Consider the following 21344-nt stretch of genomic DNA (forward strand, 5'->3'; position numbering starts at 1 on the left):
GTGCAGCGGACGACGGATCCGCGCAGCCGGTCCGCAGAAAGCAGGGACCCCCCGCGCACCCGCCAGAGCCCGCTTATCCTTGCTGCCTTCCGGCCCTGGGGAGGTTCACAGGATGACGCCACACGAGGGGTCGGCACCCACTGTAGAGGAAAGCCGTCGGGCGCCGGGCACACCGCCCCCTACGCTGTCGTCCATGACGCCCCGGCGCGCCCTCGTGCTGCCCCCGCCCCGCTCCTGACCCGGAGCGCCGCGCACCCCTGACGCCCGCAGGCCCCGGCCGGCGGGTGGGCCGCCCGTGCTCCGGACCGCCCTCCCCGTCCGGACCCCCTCAGGAGCGTCATGTCCACCCCCTCCCCCGCCGCGGCCACGCGCGGCGGCTCCCGCGCCGCGGCCGCCTCGCGCCGCGGTCCCCGCGCCGCGGCCTCGCGTCGCGGCTTCCTCTTCGTCGTCCTCGCCGCGCTGTGCTGGGGCACGTCCGGCCTCAGCGGCCGCGTCGTGGCCGACCGCAGCGACCTCACCGCGCTGGACATCGCCTGGTACCGCCTGGCCATCGGCGCGGTCGTCCTGCTGGCCGGCTGGGCGGGCACCGCCCGGCGGCGGACCGGCCGCACCCCGGCCGGCCGGCCGGTCGTCGTCCGCCTCGTCCTCGTCGGTGCCGGGCTGGCGGCCTACCAGCTGGCCTACTTCAGCGCGGTGGCCCGCGCGGGCGTGAGCATCGCCACCCTCGTCGCGCTCGGCCTGGCGCCGCTGCTCATCGCGATCGGGGCCGCGCTGCTCGGCCACGGCCGGCCCAGCGGGACGACGGCCGCCGCGCTGGTCGTCGCGCTCGCCGGGCTCGCCCTGCTGGTCGGCGCATCGGCCGGCGCCGACGCCGGCACCGCGGTGCTGCTGGGCACGCTGCTGGCCGCGGGGTCGGCGCTCGGCTACGCCGTCGTCACCCTGGCCGGCGGCGGCGTGCCGGCGGGGGTGCCGGTCACCCTGGCCGGCTTCGGCGGCGGCGCGCTGCTGCTCACCCCCGCGGTGCTGGCCGCCGGCGTCGGCGTCCCGACCGACCCGGTGGCGCTGGCGGTGCTGCTCTACCTGGGCCTCGTGCCCAGCGCGCTGGCCTACGGCCTGTTCTTCACCGGGGTCCGCACGGTCCCGGGCCCGGTCGCCTCGATCGTGACGCTGCTCGAGCCGCTCACCGCGACCGCGCTGGCGACGGCGTTCCTCGGCGAGCGGCTGGCCCCGGGGGCGGTGGTCGGCGGGCTGCTGCTGCTCGCCGCCGTCGCCGGGCTGTACCTGCGGGAGCTGGGCCGCGCGCCGGAGGTCGACGGCGGGCTGTGAACGCGACTCCGCCCCCGGCGGGGCGCCGGGGGCGGAGTCGAGCGGTGCGGAGGATGGGAGATTCGAACTCCCGAGGGGTTGCCCCCAACCCGCTTTCCAAGCGAGCGCCATAGGCCACTAGGCGAATCCTCCCGTGCCGCCCAGACTACCGGGCGCGGCCGCGGCGGTCAGCCGCGGCTCCCCGTCCCGGGGGCCCGGCCCACCGTGGCGGCGGGCGACCGGATCGTGGCAGGCTCCGCGCAGCGCGGCGCCGTCCGTGCCCGCCGCCCCCGCCGCGGCCGGGGTTGGGCGGCGGGGCGGTGGGAATGGGAGACCGACGGGATCGGTCGACGGCCGGACCGGAGAAGGGGAGGCGAGCAGGATGAGCGCAGTGGAGCCACGGCCGGAGGTCGTCGACGCCATCGTCGCGGTCCTCAAGGGCGCCGACCCGGAGGGCCTGCCGGCCGGCGCGACGGCCGAGGAGAAGCAGGCGGCCAAGGACCGCTACCTGACCGAGTTCGCGGCCGAGCGCAGCAAGCGGGACCGCCAGACGCAGGCGTGGGAGCTGCTGCTCACCCGCAGCTACGACGAGCCGCCCACCTGGCAGACCCTCTTCGACGACCTCTCCCCCGACGCCGTCGAGGAGCTGGGGCACCTCTACGACGCCCTGCCCGCCGGGGCCCAGGAGGAGTACGCCCGCCGCTTCGGCGTGCCCAGCACCGTCTGAGCCGTGCGTCCGGGAGCGAGGCGCGGGTAGAGGACCTCCGTGCAGGTCATCGGACCCGGCCACCTCGTATCGGGGCGTTACCGGCTGCTCGCCCAGATCGCGGGCGGCGGCATGGGCACGGTCTGGCGTGCCCGCGACGAGCTGCTCGGCCGGCTGGTCGCCGTCAAGCAGGTGCTGCCGCCGGCCGGGGCGGACCCGACGACGGTCGACCAGCAGCGCCAGCGGGCGCTGCGCGAGGGCCGGATCGCCGCCCGGCTCAGCCACCCGCACGCCATCTCCGTCTACGACGTCGCCACCGACGGCGGCCAGCCGTGGCTGGTCATGGAGTACCTGCCCTCCCGCAGCCTGGCCCAGGTGCTGACCGAGGACGGGCTGCTGCGGTCCGAGCAGGTCGCGCAGATCGGCGCGCAGGTGGCCGACGCCCTGGTCGCCACCCACGCGGCGGGCATCGTGCACCGCGACGTCAAGCCGGCCAACGTGCTCGTCGGCCAGGGCGGCGACGCGGACGGGATGGTGAAGATCACCGACTTCGGCATCTCGCACGCCATCGGCGACGTCACGCTCACGCAGACCGGCCAGATCACCGGCACACCGGCGTTCCTCGCGCCGGAGGTGGCCCAGGGCGCGGAGATGACCGAGGCCAGCGACGTCTTCTCCCTCGGCGCGACCCTGTACACCTGCCTGGAGGGCGAGCCGCCGTTCGGCATGGACGACAACGCGCTGCGCCTGCTGCACCGGGTCGCGCAGGGCTCGGCCCGCCCGCCGACCCGCGCCGGCTCCCTGGCCGCGCCGCTCATGGCGATGCTCGCGGACGACCCGGCGGCCCGGCCGACGATGGGGCGCGTCCGCGACGAGCTGGCCCGGCTGGCCGCCGGGCGCGACGGCGACCCGACGACGGTGCTGCGCGCCCGCGTCCTGGCGCCGGCGGACTCGCCGCGGCGCACGCCGACGACGTCCCTGCCGGCCCCTCCTCCCTCCCGGGCCGCCGGTCCCCCGACCCCGCCGGCGCCGCTGTCTCCCCCGCCGCCGGAGCCGCCGGTCCGCCCCGCCCCGGAGCCCGCCGCCCCGGCGCGGTCCCGGCGCCGGTGGCCCCTGCTGGTCGCGGGCCTGGCGCTGCTCCTGCTGCTCGGCGGCGGGGTGCTGTGGCTGGCCACGGCCTCGGGCGGCGGGGACGCCGACCCGGGCGCGGACCCGCCGGCGTCGTCGTCCGCACCGGCCACCCAGGAGGCGCCGGAGACGCAGGCCGCCCCGGAGACGACCGCGGTCGAGGAGGAGCCGTCGACCTCCGCGTCCCCCGAGCCGACGCCGACGACCTCGGCCCCCGCGGAGGACGACACGGCCGCCGAGGTGCAGGACCTGCTCGAGGAGTACTACGCCCTGCTGCCCGACGACCCCGAGGGCGCCTATGCGCTGACCGGCCCGTCCCTGCAGTCGGCGGCGAGCTACGACTACTACGCGGACTTCTTCGGCGTCTGGTCGGAGGTCAGCCTGCTCGACGTGCGCGACGTGTCGGTGGACGACGGCGAGATCACCGCGACGACCGACGTGGAGTTCACCCGGCCCGGCGAGCGGCAGGTCGAGACGCACGCCGTCACGTTCGTCCGCGGGGACGACGGCGAGCTGCTCATCGACCTCGACGTCGTCGCCTGAGGCCGGGGACGACGACGGCGGCGCCCGTCCGGGCTCGAGCCCGGGCGGACGCCGCCGTCGTCCCTGCTGGCGGTGGCGGTGGGATTTGAACCCACGGAGGGGGTTGCCCTCACACGCTTTCGAGGCGTGCTCCTTCGGCCGCTCGGACACGCCACCGCCGAAGAGACTACAGGGCCCTCCGGGCGCGGAAGAACGCACGTAGCAGCGTGGCGGACTCCTCGGCCCGGATGCCGCCGGTGACCAGCGGACGGTGGTTGAGGCGGCGGTCGCGGAGCACGTCCCACAGCGACCCGGCGGCGCCGGCCTTCGGGTCGTCCGCGCCGTAGACGACCGACGCCACCCGCGCCAGGACGCTGGCCCCGGCGCACATGGTGCAGGGCTCCAGCGTGACCACGAGGGTCGTCCCGGTCAGCCGCCAGCCGTCGCCGACCACCGGGGCGGCGGCGCGCAGCGCCAGCACCTCGGCGTGCGCCGTGGGGTCGCCCCGCCTCTCCCGCTCGTTGGCCGCCTCGGCGAGCACGGCGCCGTCGGGCCCGAGGACGACGGCGCCGATCGGCGTGTCCCCCCACTCGACCGCCGCGGCGGCCAGCTCCAGGGCGCGCCCCATCGCGGCGTCGAGGACGGCGGCGCCGAGGGCGCTCACGCCGCCGTGCCGCCCAGCCGCAGGCCGACCAGCTCCGACAGCTCGGCCAGCGCCGCGGCGGGGTCGACGACCTTGATCGTGGCGAAGCCCAGCGCCCGGGCAGGTTTGAGGTTGATGCCCAGGTCGTCGAGGTAGGCGCACTCCTCGGCCGCGACCGGCCGGCCGACCGCCGCCGAGAGCCGCTCCAGCGCCCGCCGGTAGATCTCCGGCTCCGGCTTGCGCACCCCCTCCACCGAGGACTCGACGACGGCGTCGAACAGCGCCAGCAGCTCCCCGAGCCGGCCGGTGCGCTCCATCGGCGCGACGTTGTTCGACAGCAGCGCCAGCGGCACCCCGGCCGCGCGCAGCGCCGTCACGGCCGCGACCATCGCCGGCCGTAGCTCGCCGGCCAGGGCGCCGAGCACCCGCCGGGCGTCCAGCCGGTGCCCGGCGGCCAGCGCCTCGGCCTCGAAGGCGTCGCAGAACCCGGCGGTGTCCAGCTCGCCGCGCTCGTAGCGGGCCCAGGCGTTGGCGTCGGGGTCGGTGCTGTTCAGCCGGCGGATCAGCCCGTCGGGCAGCCCGGCCTCGGCCTCGTAGGCCGCGAACGCGACCATCGGGCTCTCGGTCAGGACCCCGCCCAGGTCGAACACGACCGCGGTGACCCGCCCGGTCACGGGTGCACCGCCGCGGCCAGCTCGTCGGCGAAGCCCAGCCGCGCGGCGATGCGGGCGACCATCTCATCGGCCCACAGGTCGTCGGCGGTCACGATCGGCCGCAGCTCGTCGGCGGGCAGCCCGTAGTCGGCCCAGACGTCGAGGTCCCCGCCCGGCCAGCCCGTCTCGTCGTCGTCGAACGCGCCCTCGGTGTCCACCGCGATGCCGTAGCGCTCGACCACCTCGCTGGCCAGCAGCCACTCCTGCATCGTGGCGTCGGAGATGAACGCCCGGACCATGCCGCCGGGGCCGTGCCGCAGGACGACGAAGTACAGCCGCGAGTCCACGACGACGACGAAGGGCCCCGGCCACTCCTCGGCGCCGGGCTCGCCGAGGGCGCGCTCGAGCACGGGCAGCTCGTCGCCGGCGTCCTGGGCGAGCAGCTGCACCCGCCACCGCTCTCCCGCCCGGCCCACCCGGACCGCGTAGCTCGCCGGCGCCGCGGCCTCCGCAGGCCCGGTCACCGGCGGCGCAGCATCGTCAGGCCGTCCGCGAGCGGGAGCAGCACGGTCTCCCAGCGCGGGTCGGCGGCCAGCGCGGCGTTGAGCTCGACCAGGGCCCGGTCGTCGTCCGTGCGCGGATCGAGCACCCGGCCGCTCCACAGCGTGTTGTCCAGCAGGACGACGCCGTTCTCCCGCATCCGCGGGTGCAGCTCCTCGACGTAGGCCGCGTACCCGGTCTTGTCGGCGTCGACGAAGGCGAGGTCGAAGGCCGGCTCGGCGGGCAGCGCGCGCAGCGAGTCCAGGGCCGGCCCGAGCCGCAGCTCGATGCGGTCGCCGACGCCGGCGCGGTCCCAGTACCGGCGGGCGACGGCGGTCCACTCCGCGCTCAGGTCCAGGCACAGCAGCCGGCCGTCCGCGGGCAGGCCCCGGGCGACGGCCAGCGAGGACAGCCCGGTGAAGGTGCCGATCTCGATCGCCGTGCGCGCGCCCAGCGCCCGTGTGAGCAGCTGCATGAACGCCGCCTGGTCGACGCCGATCTGCAGGGTGGCCGACGCCTCGCCGCGCTCGGCCATCGCGACGGTCTCGGCGACCAGGTCGGTGACGACGTCGTCGGGCGCCTCGCTGCTGGCCCGGACGTAGTCGGCCATCCGCCGGCTGAGGAGGAACGGCGTCGGCGTCATGGGGAGACCCCGCAGAGGCACGTCATAGCCTCTGATCATGGCCGACGCCGCCCTCCCGGTGCCCACGATGCCCGCCCCGCAGGTGGGGGTGGTGGGCCTGGGCCAGCTCGGCGGGTCGCTGGCCGCCGCGCTGGTCGCGGCCGGCCGCGAGGTCACCGGCTGGGACATCGACCCCGCGGCCCGCGCCGCCGCGGCCGACCGCGGGGTGCGGATCGGCACCGACATGGGCGGCGTCGTCGTCCTCGCCGTCCCGCTGCCCGCGATGCCCACGGCGCTGACCCCGCTCGCGATCGACCCCGATGCCACCGTCACCGACCTCGGCTCGGTGAAGCTGCCGGTGCTGGAGACGGTCGGCGCCGCGTTCGGCGGCCGCTTCGTCGGCGGCCACCCGATGTGCGGCACCGAGCGGTCGGGGCACACGGCCACCGACCCCGGGCTGTTCCGCGGCGCGCGCTGGGCGGTGTGCCTGGAGGCCGGCACGGAGCTGCCGCGCTGGCTGCGCGTCGCCGAGGTGGCGCTCGCCGTCGGCGCGGAGGTGGTGCCCGTGACGGCCGCCGAGCACGACGACGCCGTCGCCGCCATCAGCCACGTGCCGCACCTGCTGGCCGCGGCGCTGGCCGCCGCCGCCGGGCAGGCCGGCCCGCTGGCCCTGGCGCTGGCCGCCGGCAGCTTCCGCGACGGCACCCGGGTGGCCGGCAGCGACCCGGCGCTGGTCACCGCGATGGTCGAGGGCAACGCCGGCCCGACGGCGGCCGCGCTCGACCGCGTGCGGGCCCAGCTGGACCGGCCGTGGCCCGAGCTGGTGGCGGCCGGGTACGCCGTCCGGGCGGCCGTGCCCACCGGGCGGCGGACCGTGCGGGTGCCGCTGGACCGCACCGCGCTGCTGGCGCTCGGGCGGGCGGGCGGCGCCGTGGACCGGCGGCTGGCCGCCTTCGTCGAGGGCTGGCTGCCCGCGGGCGACTGAACGGTTTCCCCGGCGGGCGCCGGGGGCAGGGAGGCGATCATGGACGAGAAGGACCTGTTGCACCGCATCCACTCGCTGGTCGACGAGGAGCACCAGCTCCGGGACAGCGGGGAGCACACCGACGAGCAGCGGGCACGCATGCGCGACCTCGAGGTCCAGCTCGACCAGTGCTGGGACCTCCTGCGGCAGCGGCGCGCCCGCCGGCAGTACGACGAGGACCCCGACGGCGCCCAGGTGCGCCCCGCCTCCGAGGTCGAGGGCTACCTGCAGTAGCGCGCTCAGGCGACCGGGCGGGCCGCCCGCAGCTGCGGGGCGATGAGCAGCGCCAGCTGCCACAGCAGCCGCGCCCGCGGGTCGGTGACCTTGCGCCCGGTCACCGACTCGATCCGCCGCAGCCGGTGCATGACCGTGTTGCGGTGGCAGTACAGCTCGTCTGCCGCGCGCGTCGGTGACCCGTCGGCGGCGAGGAACGCGGCGAGGGTGTCCAGCAGCACGGACTGCTCGTCCTCGGGCAGGTCCAGCAGCCCGCCCAGGGACTGGCCGACCAGGCGGGAGCTGATCTCCGGCGAGTTGCTGAGCAGCGCCTCGGGCAGCCGGTCGTCGATCGTCACGACCTGGCTCGTGCCGGTCGGCAGGGTGCGCGCGGCGGTCTCGGCCAGCCGGTAGGCGGTGGCCACCCCCGCCGCGCCCTCGACCTCGGCCGACACCCCCACCGGGCCGCCCGCCATGGCCCGCAGCCAGCCCAGGACGTCGGTCGACCGGCGCGGGCCGAGCGCGACCACGCCCGCCTGCCCGCCGGACCGCTCGCCCCACACGGAGCGCACCCCGCGGCGGAGCAGGCCCGCGGCCGGGTCCACCAGGCTGCCGCGGCCCTCGGCGTCGGGCAGCGCCACGACGGCCAGCAGCCGGCCCTCCAGCGGCATGCCGAGCAGCTCGGAGGCGGCGCGCACGAAGGCGGGGTCGCCGCCGCGCCCGTCGAGCAGCCCGTCGAGCACCTGGCGGCGAGCGGCGTCGTCGACGGAGTCCATCCGGCGCTGCTCGTCGCGGTAGCCCTCGGCGACCGCGGCGCACTCGACGTCGTTGGTCCGCCAGACCGAGCCGGCGATCTCGACCAGCAGCGTGTCGTTGGCGGCCCCGGAGTCCCGGGCGACGGCCAGCAGCGTCTCCCACGTGATCTGCCCGCCCAGCCGGTAGGCGCGCAGCACCGCCTCCAGCGGGATGCCCTGGGCCGCGCGGCGCCGGCCGACCTCCCGGGCCTCGACGGTGTGCACCTCGCGGGTGCCCGACGCCGCGCCCACGAGGCTGCGGATGCCGCCGGCCATCCCCGCGCGGGTCGAGCGGCGCAGCTCCACGAGATCGAGCTCGCGGTACGCCGGCTCGGTCCGCAGCAGCACGTCCACCATCCGGTCCACCATGGCGTCGACCTCGTCGAACAGCCGCGGCGCGACGTCCCCCAGCCGGTGTGCCACCTCTGGCGGGAACATGTGAACCGCTCACCTCCAGTGCGCTGCGCTGCGCACAACCAGGGTCCTCCAGCACTGTGCGTCGCGCCCATTGTGACCACCGCCACCGGCAGGCAATCTCATCGGGACGTAGCCGTGACCCAATCGTCGCCGACCGTGCACCCGGTCGGGCGACCTCCCCTACCCCTGAGGAGACGTGGGCCCGTGGCGGAACCGCCGCACGACCGCACCACCCCGCGACCGGACCGGTCGCCCACCGCGCGGCTGGAGATGACCGGCATCAGTGTCGCCTTCGGCGGCGTGACCGCGCTCGACGACGTGTCCCTGACCGTCGAGCCGGGCCAGGTCCACGGCCTCATCGGCCCCAACGGCGCCGGCAAGACGACGATGTTCAACGTCGCCTGCGGGCTCGTCCGGCCGACCGCGGGCCGGATCACCTGGCGCGGCAGCGAGCTGCGCCGGCTGCGCCCCGCGCAGCTGGCCAAGCTCGGCATCGCCCGCACGCTGCAGGGCGTCGGCCTGTTCCCCGGGATGACCGTCCTGGAGAACGTCATGGTCGGCGCGCACCGGCACGCGCGGGCCGGGTTCTTCTCCGCCCTGTTCGCGATCCCCACCGCGGACAAGGACGACGAGCGGCTGCGGGAGCGCGCGATGGTGGCGCTGGAGGAGCTCGAGGCCACCGAGTACGCCGGCCGCTACCCCGGCAGCCTCCCCTACCCGGTGCAGAAGCGGGTCGCGCTGGCCCGGGCCCTGGTCGCCGAGCCGGAGCTGCTGCTGCTCGACGAGCCGGCCAGCGGTCTGTCCGAGGACGAGATGCACGAGCTCGGCGAGCTCATCCGCGAGCTGTCCGGCCGGATGAGCGTGCTGCTCGTCGAGCACCACATGGACCTGGTCATGCGGGTCTGCGACCGGATCACCGTCCTGGACTCCGGCCGGCAGATCGCCGCCGGCACGCCCGAGGAGATCCGCGCCGACCCCGCCGTCACCGAGGCCTACCTCGGCGACGACGTCGACGTCGACGCCGATGCCGCGGAGCTGGCGGCCGACCGTTCGGCCGCGCAGCTCGCGGCCGGCACCGAGGAGGTCTCCCGTGGCTGACCCGCACGGCAGCAGCGCGTCCGGCTACGGCACCCCGGAGCGCAGCGGCGCGACGGCGACCGCCTCCGCCCCGCTGCTCGAGGTGCGCAACCTGTCCACCTCCTACGGCCCGGTGCGCGCCCTCGACGGCGTCTCGCTGCAGGCCGAGGCAGGCCGGATCACCGCCGTCCTCGGGGCCAACGGCGCCGGCAAGACGACGCTGCTGCGCACCATCAGCGGGCTGGTCCGGCCCACCGGCGGCACGGTGCTGCTCGACGGGCAGGACATCACCCGCGCGCCGGTGGAGGCGATGGTCTCCCGCGGCATGGCGCACGTGCCCGAGGGCCGCGGCGTCATCGCCGAGCTGACCGTCGACGAGAACCTGCGGGTCGGGTCGCTGTTCCGCGGCAAGGTCGGCCGCGAGGAGTTCGACCGGGTCTACGACCTGTTCCCGCGGATCGCCGAGCGGCGCGACAACCCCGCGCACACGCTGTCCGGCGGTGAGCGGCAGATGCTCGTGATCGGCCGGGCCCTCCTGGCCCGCCCGCGGGTCCTGCTGCTCGACGAGCCCTCGCTGGGCCTGGCACCGCGGATCGTGGCGCAGATCTTCGGGCTGGTGCGGCAGCTGGTCGACGCCGAGGGCCTGTCGGTCCTGCTCGTCGAGCAGAACGCCCGCAGCGCGCTGTCGGTGGCCGACACCGGCGTCGTCCTCAACCTCGGCCGCGTCGTCGTCACCGACGACGCGCGCACCCTCGCCGCCGACGAGGACCTGCGCCACGCCTACCTCGGCTTCTGAACCCCCTCGTCCTCAGGAGGCAGTCCACTCGTGGAGCAATTCCTCAGCCTCACCCTCGGCGGGGTGGTCTCGGGCTCGGTCTACGCCGCGTTCGCCCTGGCGCTCGTGCTGATCTGGCGGTCCACCCGGATCGTGAACTTCGCCCAGGGCTCGATGGCCGCGGCCACCACCTTCATCGCCGTCGCGGTCATCGAGTCCGGGCAGTCGTACTGGGTCGGCCTGATCGTCGCCCTGCTCGCCGGCCTGGTCATGGGAGCCGTGATCGAGCGCGTCGTCGTCCGGCCCGTCGAGGGCGGTCCCGAGCTCAACGCCGTCATCGTCACGCTCGGCCTGTTCGTCGCCATCCAGGCCCTCGTCGCCCTCATCGCGGGCGTCGACGAGCGGGCGTTCGTCCCGCCGTTCAGCAAGGTCGGCTACGAGGTGCGCGAGGGCTTCACCCTGCTCTCGCTGTCGCCCAACTCGATCTGGACCGTCGGCGCCGTCCTGGTCACCATGCTGGCGCTGATCGCCCTGTTCCGGTTCACCCGGCTCGGGCTGGCGATGCGCGCCTCGGCCTTCGGCCAGGAGGTCGCCCGGCTGCTCGGCGTCCGGGTGGGCCGGATGCTCACCCTGGGGTGGGCCCTCGCCGCGGCCGTCGGCGCGCTGGCGGGCATGCTGATCGCCGGCGACGTCTCGTTCGTCGGGCCCACCTTCATGGACACCCTGATCGTCTTCGGTTTCGTCGCCGCCGTGCTGGGTGGCCTGGACTCGCCGATCGGCGCCGTCGTCGGCGGCCTGCTCCTGGGCCTGGCACTCAACTACGTGCGGGGCTACCTCGACGACTCCCTGCTCGGCATGGCCGCGCTGGTGATCCTCGTCGTCGTCCTGCTGGTCCGCCCCGGCGGCCTCTTCTCCACCACCGCAGCACGGAGGGCGTGACCGTGAGCGACCTGCAGACCCCCACCGGCGAGCCGGGCGCCGCGTCCGACGAGGCGCCGACCACCGCCACCGCGGGGGCGAACGCGCCGTCGACCCGGGCGACCGGACGCCGGTCCCTGCTCCCCCGCACCACCCTCCTCCGGCACCTGCTGGTCCTGGTGGCCGGCGCCGCGCTGGCGGTGCTGCTGCTCGAGGGCACCGAGCTCAACACCAACATCAAGCTGGCGAACGTCGCCTACCTCGCCGTCGCCGCCGGGGGGCTGACCCTGCTCACCGGCCTGTCCGGGCAGATCTCCCTGGGCCACGGGGCGCTGATGGCCGTCGGCGCGTACACGACCGCGCTGATGCTCGACGTCGAGCGGGGCGACGAGCCGCCGTCCCTGGTCCTGGTCTTCCTGGCCGCCGTCGCCGCGACGACGCTCGTCGGTGCCCTGGTCGGGGTCGCCGCCGCCCGCCTGCACGGTCCGTACCTGGCCGGCGCGACGCTGGCGCTCGCCGTCGGGATCCCCGGGCTGGCGCTGTACTTCAGCGACACCCTGGGCGGCGAGCAGGGCCTCACCGTCCGGCCGCCGGAGCGCCCGGAGTGGTTCGACCAGACCATCGAGCAGCTGTCCGGCGCGGCGGGGCGCGGCCTCAACGACAAGTGGGTCGCCTACATCGCCGTCGCCTGCCTGCTGATCGCCTACTTCTTCCTCGCCAACCTGATGCGCAGCCGGATGGGCCGCACGTGGCGCGCGGTGCGCGACCAGGAGGTCGCCGCGGAGCTCTCCGGCATCTCCCTCGGGGGTTGGCGCGTGCTCGCCTTCGTGGTGAGCGCCGCCGCCGCGGGCCTGGCGGGAGCCGTGCTGGCCATCGTGGTCCAGCTGGCCGCGCCGGGGTCGTTCCTCCCGGTCCTGTCGCTGTCCCTGCTCACCGCCATCGTGATCGGCGGCCTCGGCAGCCTCTTCGGCGCGCTGCTCGGCTCGGCGCTGCTGGTCTTCCTCCCGCCGTGGCTCATCGACCTCGGCCGGGACGTCTTCGACATGGAGGAGGCACAGGCCTCGCAGTCCTCCTTCGTCGTCTACGGCCTGCTGCTGGTGGTGACGATGCTCTTCGCCCCCGCCGGCCTGGTGGGCACCATCCGCCTGGCCCTGCTGCGGCGACGGGCCGCGCGCGACCTCAGCCGCACCGGCCGGGGGTGAGCGACGCGACGAGACCACCAGCCTCGGTGACGGGCGCTCCCCCACCCGTCGCCGCCATGCACGGCGCACCCCCCAGACCCCCGGGCAGAGCTGTCCGGGCGACACCCAAGGAGCATCCTTGACGCAAATCTCCCGACGCCTCGTGAGCGTCCTGGCCGCGGCGACGATCGCCACCACCATGGCCGCCTGTGGCGGCGACGACGACAGCGGTGGCGGCGGCGGCGGTGGCGGTGGCGGTGGCGGCACCGCCGAGGACAACGAGGCCACCGGCCCGGGCATGACCGAGGACACCGTCACCCTCGGCGGGCACTTCCCGCTGACCGGCCGCGCCGCGCCGGGCTACAGCGAGATCCCGACCGGCATGCAGGCGTACTTCGACTACGTCAACGCCAACGGCGGTGTCTACGACCGGCAGATCGAGTGGGTCTACCGCGACGACGCCTACAACCCCACCAACACCAGCACCGTGGTCCGCGAGCTGGTGCTGGAGGAGGAGGTGTTCGCCATCGTGGGCGGCCTCGGCACGCCGACGCACAACGCGGTCCTCGACTTCCTCAACACCGAGGAGGTCCCCGACCTCTTCGTCGCGTCGGGCTCCTCGCTGTGGGACGACCCGGAGAACCTCCCGTACACCTTCGGCTGGCAGACCGACTACGAGAGCGAGGGGAAGATCATCGGCCAGTACATCGCCGAGAACTTCCCCGACGCGAAGGTCGGGCTGTTCCTCCAGGACGACGACTTCGGCGAGGACGGCGAGCGGGGCGTCCGGCAGTACCTGGACGACGAGCAGATCGTCGAGGTGCAGACCTACACGTCCGGCAACATCGACGTGGGGCCGCAGATCGCCGCGCTGCAGGCCTCCGGGGCCGACTTCGTGCTCGGGTTCAACACCCCGCCGTACACGGCGCTGACGCAGCTGGCCGCCCGGAACCTGAACTACACGCCGCAGTGGTGGTACTCGAACGTCGGGTCCGCTCCGGACCTGGTCGGCTCCCTGCTCGGGGCCTTCTCCCAGGGCGCGGTGAGCGGCGCGTCGGCGCTGGCCAACATCTACACGACCTCCTACATCCCGACCGTGGACCAGGTCGACGACCCGTGGATCCAGCTGTTCCAGCGCATCTGGGACGAGTCCGGCCTAGAGGGCGAGCTCACCAACACCCGCGTCTACGGCATGGCGATGGCCTACACGACCGTGCAGGCGCTGCAGTCCGCCGGCCGCAACCCCACCGGCGACGACCTGGTCGCCGCGGTGGAGGAGGCCGGCGGCGACTGGCGGGGACCGCTGTTCACGGAGTTCCGCTACTCCGCCGACCGGCACGCCGGCGTCAACGGCATGTCGGTGGTGCAGTTCAACGACCAGGGCGTCGGCGAGCCGCTGACGCCGCTGCTGGTCACCGACGTCGGTGACGCGGAGATCGAGGAGTACGACGGCGAGCCCATCGCCCCGCCGGAGAGCGGCATCCCCGACGAGGAGGCCATCGGCTGACGCAGCCTGCGTCCGCAGCGGCGGGCCGTCGATCCCCTCGGGGGGTCGGCGGCCCGTCGCCGTTCGTGGGGGGCGATGCTCAGGTCTTTAAGTGTGTCCGCGGGGTCGCCAGGTAGGAGGGCAACGGGCGTGCGCCGGAGCACGCCCGCTGCCGGCGAGGAGGACTGCGATGGTGCACGCGCCCCGGGCGATCCGGCGGGCGGTGGTCACGGGCGGGGCGGGCTTCCTGGGCTCGCACCTGTGCGAGCACCTGCTCGACCGCGGCGTCGAGGTGGTCTGCCTGGACAACTTCCTGACCGGCTCGCCGCAGAACGTCGTCCACCTGATGGAGCACCCCGGCTTCCGGCTGGTGCGCTGCGACGTCACCGACTACGTGCACGTGCCCGGGCCGGTCGACCTGGTGCTGCACTTCGCCTCCCCGGCCAGCCCCGTCGACTACCTCAAGATGCCGATCGAGACGCTCAAGGTCGGCAGCCTGGGCACGCTGCACACGCTGGGCCTGGCGCACGAGAAGGGCGCCCGGTACGTGCTGGCCTCCACGTCCGAGGTGTACGGCGACCCGCTGCAGCACCCGCAGACCGAGGAGTACTGGGGCAACGTCAACCCGGTCGGCCCGCGCGGGGTCTACGACGAGGCCAAGCGGTTCAGCGAGGCCATGACCACCGCCTACCGGACGTCGAAGGGCACCGACACCGGCATCGTCCGGATCTTCAACACCTACGGCCCCCGCATGCGCCCGGACGACGGCCGCGCGATCCCCGCCTTCGTCGGGCAGGCACTGGCCGGCCGGCCGGTCACCGTCGCCGGCGACGGCTCGCAGACCCGGTCGATCTGCTACGTCGACGACACGGTCCGCGGCATCCTCGCGATGGCGTTCTCCGGGCACGCCGGGCCGGTGAACATCGGCAACCCCGACGAGCTGTCGATGCTCCGGCTGGCGCGGCGGATCGTGGAGATGACCGGCTCGGACTCCGCGATCGAGTTCATCGACCTCCCGGTCGACGACCCGAAGGTCCGCCGGCCCGACACCACCCGCGCCGAGCAGCTGCTGGACTGGCGGCCCCAGGTGTCCTCCGAGGAGGGACTGCGGCGCACCGTCGCCTGGTTCGCCGAGCAGCGCAGCCTGGCGAGCCGCGCCGTCGGCTGACCCGACCTCCGGTCGACCGCGTTCCGGAGCCGATCGGTCCGCAGGGCGTTCCGTTGCCACCCCTGCACCGGTCGTCACCCCTCTACTCTGGTGACGGCGAACGGGGTCGCCAAGAGTGTCCGCACGACGACGGAGCGCATCGATGGGTCGCCACGCCAGCACCACCACCGCCACCCGACGCGCCTGGCCGCCCCCGCCGCTCGTGCTCGTCGCGGCCGTCGCCGTGGTCGTGCTCGTCGCCGGCGGTCTGGTGTGGTGGCTGGCCGGCTCCGACGGCGGCGGCTCGGGCGGCTGCGCCGACCCCGTGGCGGTCCGCGTGACCACGGCGCCGGAGATCGCCCCCGTGGCGCAGGAGCTGCTGGCCGGCGACGCGCTGGGCGACGAGTGCGTCAGCGCCACCGTGACCGGCGAGGACCCGCTGCAGACGGCGGCCGCGCTGACCGCCGGGGCCGAGACGGCCCTGCCGGACGTGTGGGTGCCCGACTCCGTCATCTGGACCGCGCAGGTCGAGGGCGCCGAGCTCGAGTCGGCCGGCTCGATGGCCACCTCGCCGGTCGTCCTCGCCACCAGCCGCGCCTCCGCCGAGGACCTCGGCGTCGCGGAGACCACTCCCCCGTGGCTGGACCTGGTGATCGCCGCGCTGAGCGCCGGGCGGTCGGTGCCCTCGGCGGACCTGACCGGCGAGGCCCGCCAGATCGGCGTCTCCCTGGCCGTGGAGCAGACGGGCAACGGCCTGGAGGTCTCCGACGAGGAGCTGGAGGCCTCGCTGGCGCTGTCCGAGGCCGGCGCCACGCTGGAGCAGGTCCGCGACGCCGCGATCGAGGGCGCCCCGGACGCCGGCCTGTTCGCCGCGACCGAGCAGGACGTGCTGGCCACCCACCTGGCCGGCGCCTCCGAGGTCGTCGCGCTCTACCCGGAGGGCGGCTCGCCCTCCCTCGACTACCCGGTGGTCCGCGCCGGCGACCCGGGCGACCGCGGCGACGCGGTGGACGCCGTTGTCGCCGCCCTCACCTCCGACGCGGCGGTCGAGGCGGTGCGCGCCGCCGGCTTCCGGGACGCCGACGGCAACGCGCCGGACGCCGCCGGGCCGGACACCGGGACCCGGACGGAGGCGCCGCAGCGGCTGGCGATGGAGCCCGAGGCCGCGACCGCCTCCATCGAGCAGGCCAACCGGGTGCTGGCGCCCTCCCGCCTGCTGACGGTCATCGACACCTCCCAGTCGATGGAGGCGCCCGCGGGGACCAGCAACCGGATCACGCTCGCCGTCGACGCGGCGCGCACCTCGCTCGCGCTGCTGCCCGACGAGTACTCCGTCGGGCTGTGGACCTTCGCCTACCAGGTGGCCAACGGCAACGACTGGGTGGAGAACGTGCCGATCCGCGCGCTCGACGCCGACGTCGAGGGCGGCAGCCAGCGCGACGCCCTGGGCGCGGCCCTGGAGACGCTGCCGGGCTCGCTGACCCGCGGCGGCACCGGCCTGTACGACACCGCGCTGGCCGCCGTCCGCGCCGCCCGGGAGCAGTACCGGGAGGGGGAGGTGTCCAGCGTGGTCCTGCTGACCGACGGCGAGAACGAGGACGACGCCGGCGGCATCTCGCTGCAGGGCCTGGTCGACACCCTGCGCGCCGAGGCCGACCCCGACCGGCCGGTGCAGCTCATCGGCGTGGCCTTCGGCCCCGACACCGACCTGGCGGCGCTGCAGCAGATCGCCGAGGCCACCGGCGGGCGGGCCTACGACGCCCAGGACCCCAGCGACCTGCAGGACGTGCTGTTCGACGCCATCCGCCAGCGCTGACGCGGAGTGGTCTGCGGTCCTCGGGACCGCACCGCGGCGGGTCCACTCCGGCAGCCTGCCGTGCCCGGCCGCCGCGGGACCGTCGCGTCAGGTCCTCGCGCCGAGGTCGTCCAGGGCGGCGACGACCTCGTCCACGGTGATCCGGGCGAGCGCCGGGTCCAGCTCGGTGCCCCAGGGGTCGCCGGTGCCGTCGCCGTGCCACAGGACCACGTGCAGCGGCTGCCCGCCCGGCCCGGTCCGCGGCGGCGGCCCCCACAGCGCCGGGGAGACCGGGCCGAACAGCACCACCGACGGCCGCCGGTAGGCCGTGGCCAGGTGCGCCACCCCGGTGTCGCCGCAGACCACCACCCGGGCGGTGGCGACGACCGCGGCGAGCTCCAGGGACGACGTCGTCCCGGCGAGGACGGCGTCGGGCCCCAGCCCGGCCGCCCCGGCCACCGCCCGGGCCAGCTCCACCTCGGCCGGTCCGCCCGTGACACGCACGTCGTGTCCGGTCGCCGCGAGGTGCCGGGCGACCGCGGCGAACCGCTCGACCGGCCACCGCCGGCCGGGGAAGGCCGCGCCCGGGTGCACCAGCGCGGCCCCGGCGACCGGCGCGGGCACGGGCGGGACGGCGAGGTCGAGCGCGTCGGGGTCGGCGTCCACCCCCAGGCCCTCGGCGACCAGCCGGCACCAGCGCCGGACCTCGTGCTCGTCGGGGTACCAGGCCGGCCCCGGGTAGCCGGGGCTGTCGAAGGTGAGCAGCCGCCGCGGGTGCAGGTCGGCGACCACCACGTGCGACAGCGGCCCCTTGCCGTGCAGGTCGACGGCGAGGTCGGGCGGCGGCCCGCTCCAGTCCAGCGGCTCGAGCTCGCGGGCCGGGAGCACCTCGTCGACCGCGTCCACCAGCCGGGCGAGTGGCTCCAGCGCCGCGGTGGTGGCCAGCACCAGGCGGTGCCCGGGCACCGCCGCGCGCACCGCCCGGACCGCCGGGACGCCGGTGAGCAGGTCGCCGAGCCCCAGCGGGCGCAATGCCAGCGCGACCGGGCGTTCCAGGTCCTCGCTGGAACGGCCCTGCTGCAGGGGCCCGCGCCGAGCCTGCGAGGCGTGGGGAGCAGCAGGGTCCTTCATCACACCCGGGAGCGCTCGACCAGCGCCGTCGTGGAGTGCCCGTCGAGGTAGGGCAGGACGACGGCCTGGCCGCCCCAGCGCCGCAGCACGGCGGCCTCGGGGAGGTCGGCGCCGGCATAGTCCCCGCCCTTGGCCCACACGTCGGGCCGCAGCCGGTCCAGCACCTCCGCCGGGGTGTCCTCGTCGAACACGACCACCGCGTCGACGAACTCCAGCGCCTCGAGCACCCGGGCCCGGTCCGCGGCGGTCACCAGCGGCCGCGAGGGGCCCTTGAGCCGGCGCACCGAGTCGTCGGAGTTGACGCACACCACCAGGCAGTCGCCCAGGCCGCGGGCGGCCCGCAGGGTGGCGACGTGGCCGGGGTGGATGAGGTCGAAGCAGCCGCCGGTGGCCACGACCGTGCCCCCGGCCGCGCGCACCCGGGCGATGACCGAGTCCACGCCGGGCTCGGCGATCACGTTGGGCTGCGGCGCCGCGGACCGGTCGGCGTCCCAGTGCGACGCCCCGCCGCGGCCGACGAACGCCGACGCCGCCGCCACCGCGCCGGCCACCGCCTCGCCGGTCACCGCGCCGTCGGCGAGCAGCAGCGCGGCCGCGGCGGCGAACGAGTCGCCGGCGCCGCACGGGTCCCCGCCGGTCACCGGCACCGCCGGCACCACCATCGGGGCGCCCTCGCCGTAGCTGAGCAGGGCGCCGCGGGCGCCCAGGGTCACCGAGACCGCGCCGACGCCCCAGTGCCGGATCAGCGCCTCGGCCCGGGTGCCGACGGCGGCCAGCCCGTCCCCCTCCACCGCCACGCCGGCGGCGGCCGCCACCCGGGCGGCCTCCGAGCCGTTCGGGGTGACCAGCCGGGCCGAGGGCACCGGGTCGGCGCCGCGCGGGTGCGGGTCCCACACGATCGGCCCGCCGGCGTCGGCCAGCGCCCGGCGCACGGCGGCCGACGCCGTCGTCCCCCGGCCGTAGTCGGCCACCAGCACGGCGGCCGCCTCCGCGAGCACCTCGCGGATCTCGTCCGGCACGGCGCCCAGCCGCGCCACCGGGTCGCCGGAGTCGATCCGCACCACCGAGTGGTCGCCGACCCGCACGCGCTGCTTGACCGCCGTGCCGCCCGCCGCCGGGATCTCGACCAGCCGCACCCGGCCGGCGAGCAGGGCCCGCAGCCGGTCGGCGCCGTCGTCGTCGGCCATCGGGGTGACCAGCACGACCGGGCGGGCGGTCTGGGCCGCGGCGATGACGGCGGCCAGCGCTGCGCCGCCGGGGCGCTCGCGGGTCTCGACGTCGGAGACCACCGGCACCGGCGCGTCCGGGGTGAGCCGGGAGGCGGTGCCGACCAGGTCGACGTCGAGCAGGGCGTCGCCGACGACGACCAGCGGGCGCAGGTCGCTCACCGGGCCACCCCGAGCCGCGACTGCGGCACCCGGGCCGGCTCGGCCAGCACGGCCGCGTCGAAGGCCGCGCACAGCAGGTGCAGGGCGACCAGGTGGCACTCCTGCACGGTCGCCGTCCACGGGGAGTCGATGCACACGGCCTCGTCGGCCTCGGCGGCCAGCGGGTTGGGCGCCGGGCCGGTCATCGCCAGCACGGTGATGCCGCACTCGCGGGCGCGCCGGGCGGCGGCGACCGCGTTCGGCGAGCGGCCGCTGGTGGACAGCAGCACCAGGACGTCCCCGGCCCGGCCGTGCGCCTCGACCTGCCGGGCGAACAGCTCGTCGGCCGGGTAGTCGTTGGCGATCGCGGTCAGCGACGAGGTCTCGGCGGTGAGGCAGATCGCGGAGAACGGCGGCCGGTCGGTGCGGTAGCGGCCGACCAGCTCGGCGGTCAGGTGCTGCGCCTGGGCGGCGCTGCCGCCGTTGCCGGCCGCCAGCAGGCGGCCGCGGGACTCCCCGCACAGGACGTCGGCCAGCAGGCCGCCCCACCGGTCGAGCGTCTCCACGTGCCCGGTGACGTCCCGCAGCGCGGCGGTCAGCGACGACACGTGGTCGTGGCCGGTCAGGTGGGTGCACGTGTCGGGCGAGACGACCTCGCCGGCGGAGTGCGGGGCGACTGTCATCGGGCGACCTCCACGGCGCGCTGCTCGGTGCTGTCGGACGGGAGCGGGGTGTCGAGGACCTGCCGGTAGACGGCCTCGGTGTCGGCCACCACCCGGGCCCAGCGGTAGCGGGAGCGGGCCCGGCGGACGCCGGCCGCGCCGTAGGCGGCGCGGCGCGCGTCGTCGGCCAGCAGGGCGGCGAGCGCCTGCCCGAGGGCGGCGGGGTCGCGGGGCGGGACGAGGTCGCCGGTGGTCCCGTCGACGACGCTGTCGACGAGCCCCCCGACGGCGGTGGCCACGACGGGCCGGCCGCAGGCCATCGCCTCCAGCGGGGTGATGCCGAACGGCTCGTACCAGGGCACGGCCAGGACGACGTCGGCCGAGCGGACCCAGGCGGGCACGTCGGCGCGGGACACGGACCCGGTGAAGCACAGCCGGTCGGCGACGCCCGCCTCGGCGGCCACGGCCCGCAGCCGGCGCACCTCGGGGTCGCGGTCCAGCTCGTCGGCCGGCGGGCCGCCGACGACGACGAGCTCGGCGTCGGGCACGGCGGCCAGCGCGCGGACGGCGTCGTCCTGGCCCTTGCGCTCCACGAGCCGGCCGAGGACCAGCAGCCGCGGCCGGCCGCTGCGCGGCGCGACCGGGCCCCGCGGGGTGAACACCGAGGTGTCGACGCCGCACGGGACGATCGACACCCGCTCCCGCGGCAGGCCGAGCCGGCGCAGCTCGAACACCTCGTCGGAGCAGGTGGCCACGACGTGGCGGACGGTGCGGCACAGCGACCGCTCCAGCTGCACCCGCTGCGGTGGCGAGGTGTCGGCGGCGCCCTGGTGCCGGCGCTTGACCGAGCCCAGGGCGTGGAAGGTCTGCAGCACCGGCACGTCGCCGGCGGCCGCGACGGCGGCCAGGCCGCTCATCCAGAAGTGCGCGTGCACCAGGTCGGGCCGCTCGGCGGCCCACTCGCGGCGGAGCACCGAGGCGAACTCGGGCATGTGCCGCAGCAGGTCGTCCTTGGGCAGGTTCTCCGGCGGGCCGGCGGTGACGTGCCGGACGCGGTAGCCGTCCTGGGTCACCACCTCGTCGGGCAGGGCGACGTCGTCCCGGCGGGTGTGCACGGTGACGTCGTGGCCGCGGCCGGCCAGGCCCGCCGCCAGCGCGGCGACGTGCACGTTCTGCCCGCCGGCGTCGACCCCGCCGATGGCGGCCAGCGGCGAGGCGTGCTCGCTCACCAACGAGAT

Annotated in this window: 21 protein-coding genes, 2 tRNA genes and 1 other RNA gene; 12 read left to right on the forward strand and 12 right to left on the reverse strand. The window is 76.2% G+C overall.

Going from position 1 to position 21344, the window contains the following annotated elements:
• Positions 1 to 39: 39 nt before the first annotated feature.
• Positions 40 to 135, reverse strand: an RNA gene (ffs, locus tag ACI79F_RS03865) — signal recognition particle sRNA small type.
• A gap of 204 nt (positions 136 to 339) precedes the next feature.
• On the opposite strand from ffs, the gene ACI79F_RS03870 reads away from it, so the two are divergent.
• Positions 340 to 1326 (forward strand): DMT family transporter, encoded by a 987-nt coding sequence (locus ACI79F_RS03870; RefSeq protein ID WP_456544206.1) that lies wholly within the window; start codon positions 340 to 342, stop codon positions 1324 to 1326.
• A gap of 47 nt (positions 1327 to 1373) precedes the next feature.
• Here ACI79F_RS03870 and ACI79F_RS03875 read toward each other — a convergent pair.
• Positions 1374 to 1458, reverse strand: a tRNA-Ser gene (locus ACI79F_RS03875).
• Between the two features lie 229 nt (positions 1459 to 1687).
• Between ACI79F_RS03875 and ACI79F_RS03880 the strand changes: the two genes are divergently transcribed.
• Together ACI79F_RS03880 and ACI79F_RS03885 are read left to right on the forward strand one after the other, a co-directional pair.
• Complete coding sequence (locus tag ACI79F_RS03880) at positions 1688 to 2032, forward strand: hypothetical protein (RefSeq protein ID WP_456544205.1); 345 nt, start codon at positions 1688 to 1690, stop codon at positions 2030 to 2032.
• A 39-nt stretch (positions 2033 to 2071) separates the two neighbouring features.
• The gene (locus ACI79F_RS03885) at positions 2072 to 3682 is read left to right on the forward strand and encodes a protein kinase domain-containing protein (protein ID WP_456544204.1); all 1611 of its coding nucleotides are present in this window, start codon (positions 2072 to 2074) and stop codon (positions 3680 to 3682) included.
• Between the two features lie 67 nt (positions 3683 to 3749).
• On the opposite strand, the gene ACI79F_RS03890 is transcribed toward ACI79F_RS03885, so the two are convergent.
• The 5 genes from ACI79F_RS03890 to ACI79F_RS03910 form a co-directional block, all read right to left on the reverse strand.
• Positions 3750 to 3838: transfer RNA gene (locus tag ACI79F_RS03890), tRNA-Ser, on the reverse strand.
• 10 nt (positions 3839 to 3848) lie between these two features.
• A complete protein-coding gene (locus ACI79F_RS03895) occupies positions 3849 to 4325 on the reverse strand; it encodes a nucleoside deaminase (protein WP_456544203.1) in 477 nt (158 codons plus the stop codon).
• Positions 4322 to 4978, reverse strand: a complete 657-nt coding sequence (locus ACI79F_RS03900) for an HAD-IA family hydrolase (protein WP_456544202.1) — start codon at positions 4976 to 4978, stop codon at positions 4322 to 4324. Before ACI79F_RS03900 ends, ACI79F_RS03895 begins: the two co-directional genes overlap by 4 nt.
• A complete protein-coding gene (locus ACI79F_RS03905; RefSeq protein WP_456544201.1) occupies positions 4975 to 5481 on the reverse strand; it encodes a tRNA adenosine deaminase-associated protein in 507 nt (168 codons plus the stop codon). The genes ACI79F_RS03900 and ACI79F_RS03905 overlap by 4 nt, the downstream gene beginning before the upstream one ends.
• Complete coding sequence (locus ACI79F_RS03910; protein ID WP_456544200.1) at positions 5478 to 6140, reverse strand: O-methyltransferase; 663 nt, start codon at positions 6138 to 6140, stop codon at positions 5478 to 5480. The genes ACI79F_RS03905 and ACI79F_RS03910 overlap by 4 nt, the downstream gene beginning before the upstream one ends.
• Before the next feature lie 37 nt (positions 6141 to 6177).
• Here ACI79F_RS03910 and ACI79F_RS03915 point away from each other — a divergent pair, with 37 nt between their 5' ends.
• A complete protein-coding gene (locus ACI79F_RS03915; RefSeq protein ID WP_456544199.1) occupies positions 6178 to 7104 on the forward strand; it encodes a prephenate dehydrogenase in 927 nt (308 codons plus the stop codon).
• A 39-nt stretch (positions 7105 to 7143) separates the two neighbouring features.
• Positions 7144 to 7377, forward strand: coding sequence for a DUF2630 family protein (locus ACI79F_RS03920; protein WP_456544198.1), 234 nt, complete (start codon positions 7144 to 7146; stop codon positions 7375 to 7377).
• 5 nt (positions 7378 to 7382) lie between these two features.
• Here ACI79F_RS03920 and ACI79F_RS03925 read toward each other — a convergent pair whose 3' ends face one another.
• On the reverse strand, positions 7383 to 8588 hold the full coding sequence (locus ACI79F_RS03925) for a PucR family transcriptional regulator (RefSeq protein ID WP_456544197.1): 1206 nt from the start codon (positions 8586 to 8588) through the stop codon (positions 7383 to 7385).
• A gap of 183 nt (positions 8589 to 8771) precedes the next feature.
• Here ACI79F_RS03925 and ACI79F_RS03930 point away from each other — a divergent pair, with 183 nt between their 5' ends.
• The 7 genes from ACI79F_RS03930 (at position 8772) to ACI79F_RS03960 (ending at position 16967) form a co-directional block, all read left to right on the forward strand.
• Positions 8772 to 9665 carry an ABC transporter ATP-binding protein gene (locus ACI79F_RS03930; protein ID WP_456544196.1) on the forward strand — a complete coding sequence of 298 codons (894 nt, stop codon included), beginning with the start codon at positions 8772 to 8774 and terminating at the stop codon, positions 9663 to 9665.
• Positions 9658 to 10440 carry an ABC transporter ATP-binding protein gene (locus ACI79F_RS03935; RefSeq protein ID WP_456544195.1) on the forward strand — a complete coding sequence of 261 codons (783 nt, stop codon included), beginning with the start codon at positions 9658 to 9660 and terminating at the stop codon, positions 10438 to 10440. The genes ACI79F_RS03930 and ACI79F_RS03935 overlap by 8 nt, the downstream gene beginning before the upstream one ends.
• Positions 10441 to 10470: 30 nt before the next feature.
• On the forward strand, positions 10471 to 11358 hold the full coding sequence (locus tag ACI79F_RS03940; RefSeq protein ID WP_456544194.1) for a branched-chain amino acid ABC transporter permease: 888 nt from the start codon (positions 10471 to 10473) through the stop codon (positions 11356 to 11358).
• A 2-nt stretch (positions 11359 to 11360) separates the two neighbouring features.
• The gene (locus ACI79F_RS03945) at positions 11361 to 12539 is read left to right on the forward strand and encodes a branched-chain amino acid ABC transporter permease (RefSeq protein WP_456544193.1); all 1179 of its coding nucleotides are present in this window, start codon (positions 11361 to 11363) and stop codon (positions 12537 to 12539) included.
• Positions 12540 to 12657: 118 nt separating this feature from the next.
• Positions 12658 to 14025 (forward strand): ABC transporter substrate-binding protein, encoded by a 1368-nt coding sequence (locus ACI79F_RS03950; RefSeq protein ID WP_456544192.1) that lies wholly within the window; start codon positions 12658 to 12660, stop codon positions 14023 to 14025.
• Between the two features lie 169 nt (positions 14026 to 14194).
• Positions 14195 to 15172 carry a UDP-glucuronic acid decarboxylase family protein gene (locus ACI79F_RS03955; RefSeq protein WP_456544191.1) on the forward strand — a complete coding sequence of 326 codons (978 nt, stop codon included), beginning with the start codon at positions 14195 to 14197 and terminating at the stop codon, positions 15170 to 15172.
• 142 nt (positions 15173 to 15314) lie between these two features.
• A complete protein-coding gene (locus tag ACI79F_RS03960; protein ID WP_456544190.1) occupies positions 15315 to 16967 on the forward strand; it encodes a VWA domain-containing protein in 1653 nt (550 codons plus the stop codon).
• Positions 16968 to 17054: 87 nt separating this feature from the next.
• On the opposite strand, the gene ACI79F_RS03965 is transcribed toward ACI79F_RS03960, so the two are convergent.
• The 4 genes from ACI79F_RS03965 to ACI79F_RS03980 all read right to left on the reverse strand — a co-directional run bounded on the left by ACI79F_RS03965 (position 17055) and on the right by ACI79F_RS03980 (position 21335).
• Positions 17055 to 17978 (reverse strand): glycosyltransferase family 9 protein, encoded by a 924-nt coding sequence (locus ACI79F_RS03965; protein ID WP_456544189.1) that lies wholly within the window; start codon positions 17976 to 17978, stop codon positions 17055 to 17057.
• Positions 17979 to 18076: 98 nt separating this feature from the next.
• Positions 18077 to 19465: a D-glycero-beta-D-manno-heptose 1-phosphate adenylyltransferase gene (rfaE2, locus tag ACI79F_RS03970; RefSeq protein WP_456544188.1), complete on the reverse strand. Its 1389-nt coding sequence runs from the start codon at positions 19463 to 19465 to the stop codon at positions 18077 to 18079.
• Positions 19462 to 20127 (reverse strand): D-sedoheptulose-7-phosphate isomerase, encoded by a 666-nt coding sequence (locus ACI79F_RS03975; protein WP_456544187.1) that lies wholly within the window; start codon positions 20125 to 20127, stop codon positions 19462 to 19464. Before ACI79F_RS03975 ends, rfaE2 begins: the two co-directional genes overlap by 4 nt.
• A complete protein-coding gene (locus ACI79F_RS03980; protein ID WP_456544186.1) occupies positions 20124 to 21335 on the reverse strand; it encodes a glycosyltransferase in 1212 nt (403 codons plus the stop codon). Before ACI79F_RS03980 ends, ACI79F_RS03975 begins: the two co-directional genes overlap by 4 nt.
• Positions 21336 to 21344 lie beyond the last annotated feature (9 nt).

The organism is Blastococcus sp. SYSU D00868, assembly GCF_054050575.1.

Bases quoted from the DNA above. Each gene is read 5' to 3' on its own strand.
- ACI79F_RS03870 (WP_456544206.1), top strand. From the start codon at position 340: ATGTCCACCCCCTCCCCCGCCGCGGCCACGCGCGGCGGCTCCCGCGCC.
- ACI79F_RS03880 (WP_456544205.1), top strand. From the start codon at position 1,688: ATGAGCGCAGTGGAGCCACGGCCGGAGGTCGTCGACGCCATCGTCGCG.
- ACI79F_RS03910 (WP_456544200.1), bottom strand. From the start codon at position 6,140: ATGACGCCGACGCCGTTCCTCCTCAGCCGGCGGATGGCCGACTACGTC.
- ACI79F_RS03915 (WP_456544199.1), top strand. From the start codon at position 6,178: ATGGCCGACGCCGCCCTCCCGGTGCCCACGATGCCCGCCCCGCAGGTG.
- ACI79F_RS03920 (WP_456544198.1), top strand. From the start codon at position 7,144: ATGGACGAGAAGGACCTGTTGCACCGCATCCACTCGCTGGTCGACGAG.
- ACI79F_RS03925 (WP_456544197.1), bottom strand. From the start codon at position 8,588: ATGTTCCCGCCAGAGGTGGCACACCGGCTGGGGGACGTCGCGCCGCGG.
- ACI79F_RS03955 (WP_456544191.1), top strand. From the start codon at position 14,195: ATGGTGCACGCGCCCCGGGCGATCCGGCGGGCGGTGGTCACGGGCGGG.
- ACI79F_RS03960 (WP_456544190.1), top strand. From the start codon at position 15,315: ATGGGTCGCCACGCCAGCACCACCACCGCCACCCGACGCGCCTGGCCG.
- ACI79F_RS03975 (WP_456544187.1), bottom strand. From the start codon at position 20,127: ATGACAGTCGCCCCGCACTCCGCCGGCGAGGTCGTCTCGCCCGACACG.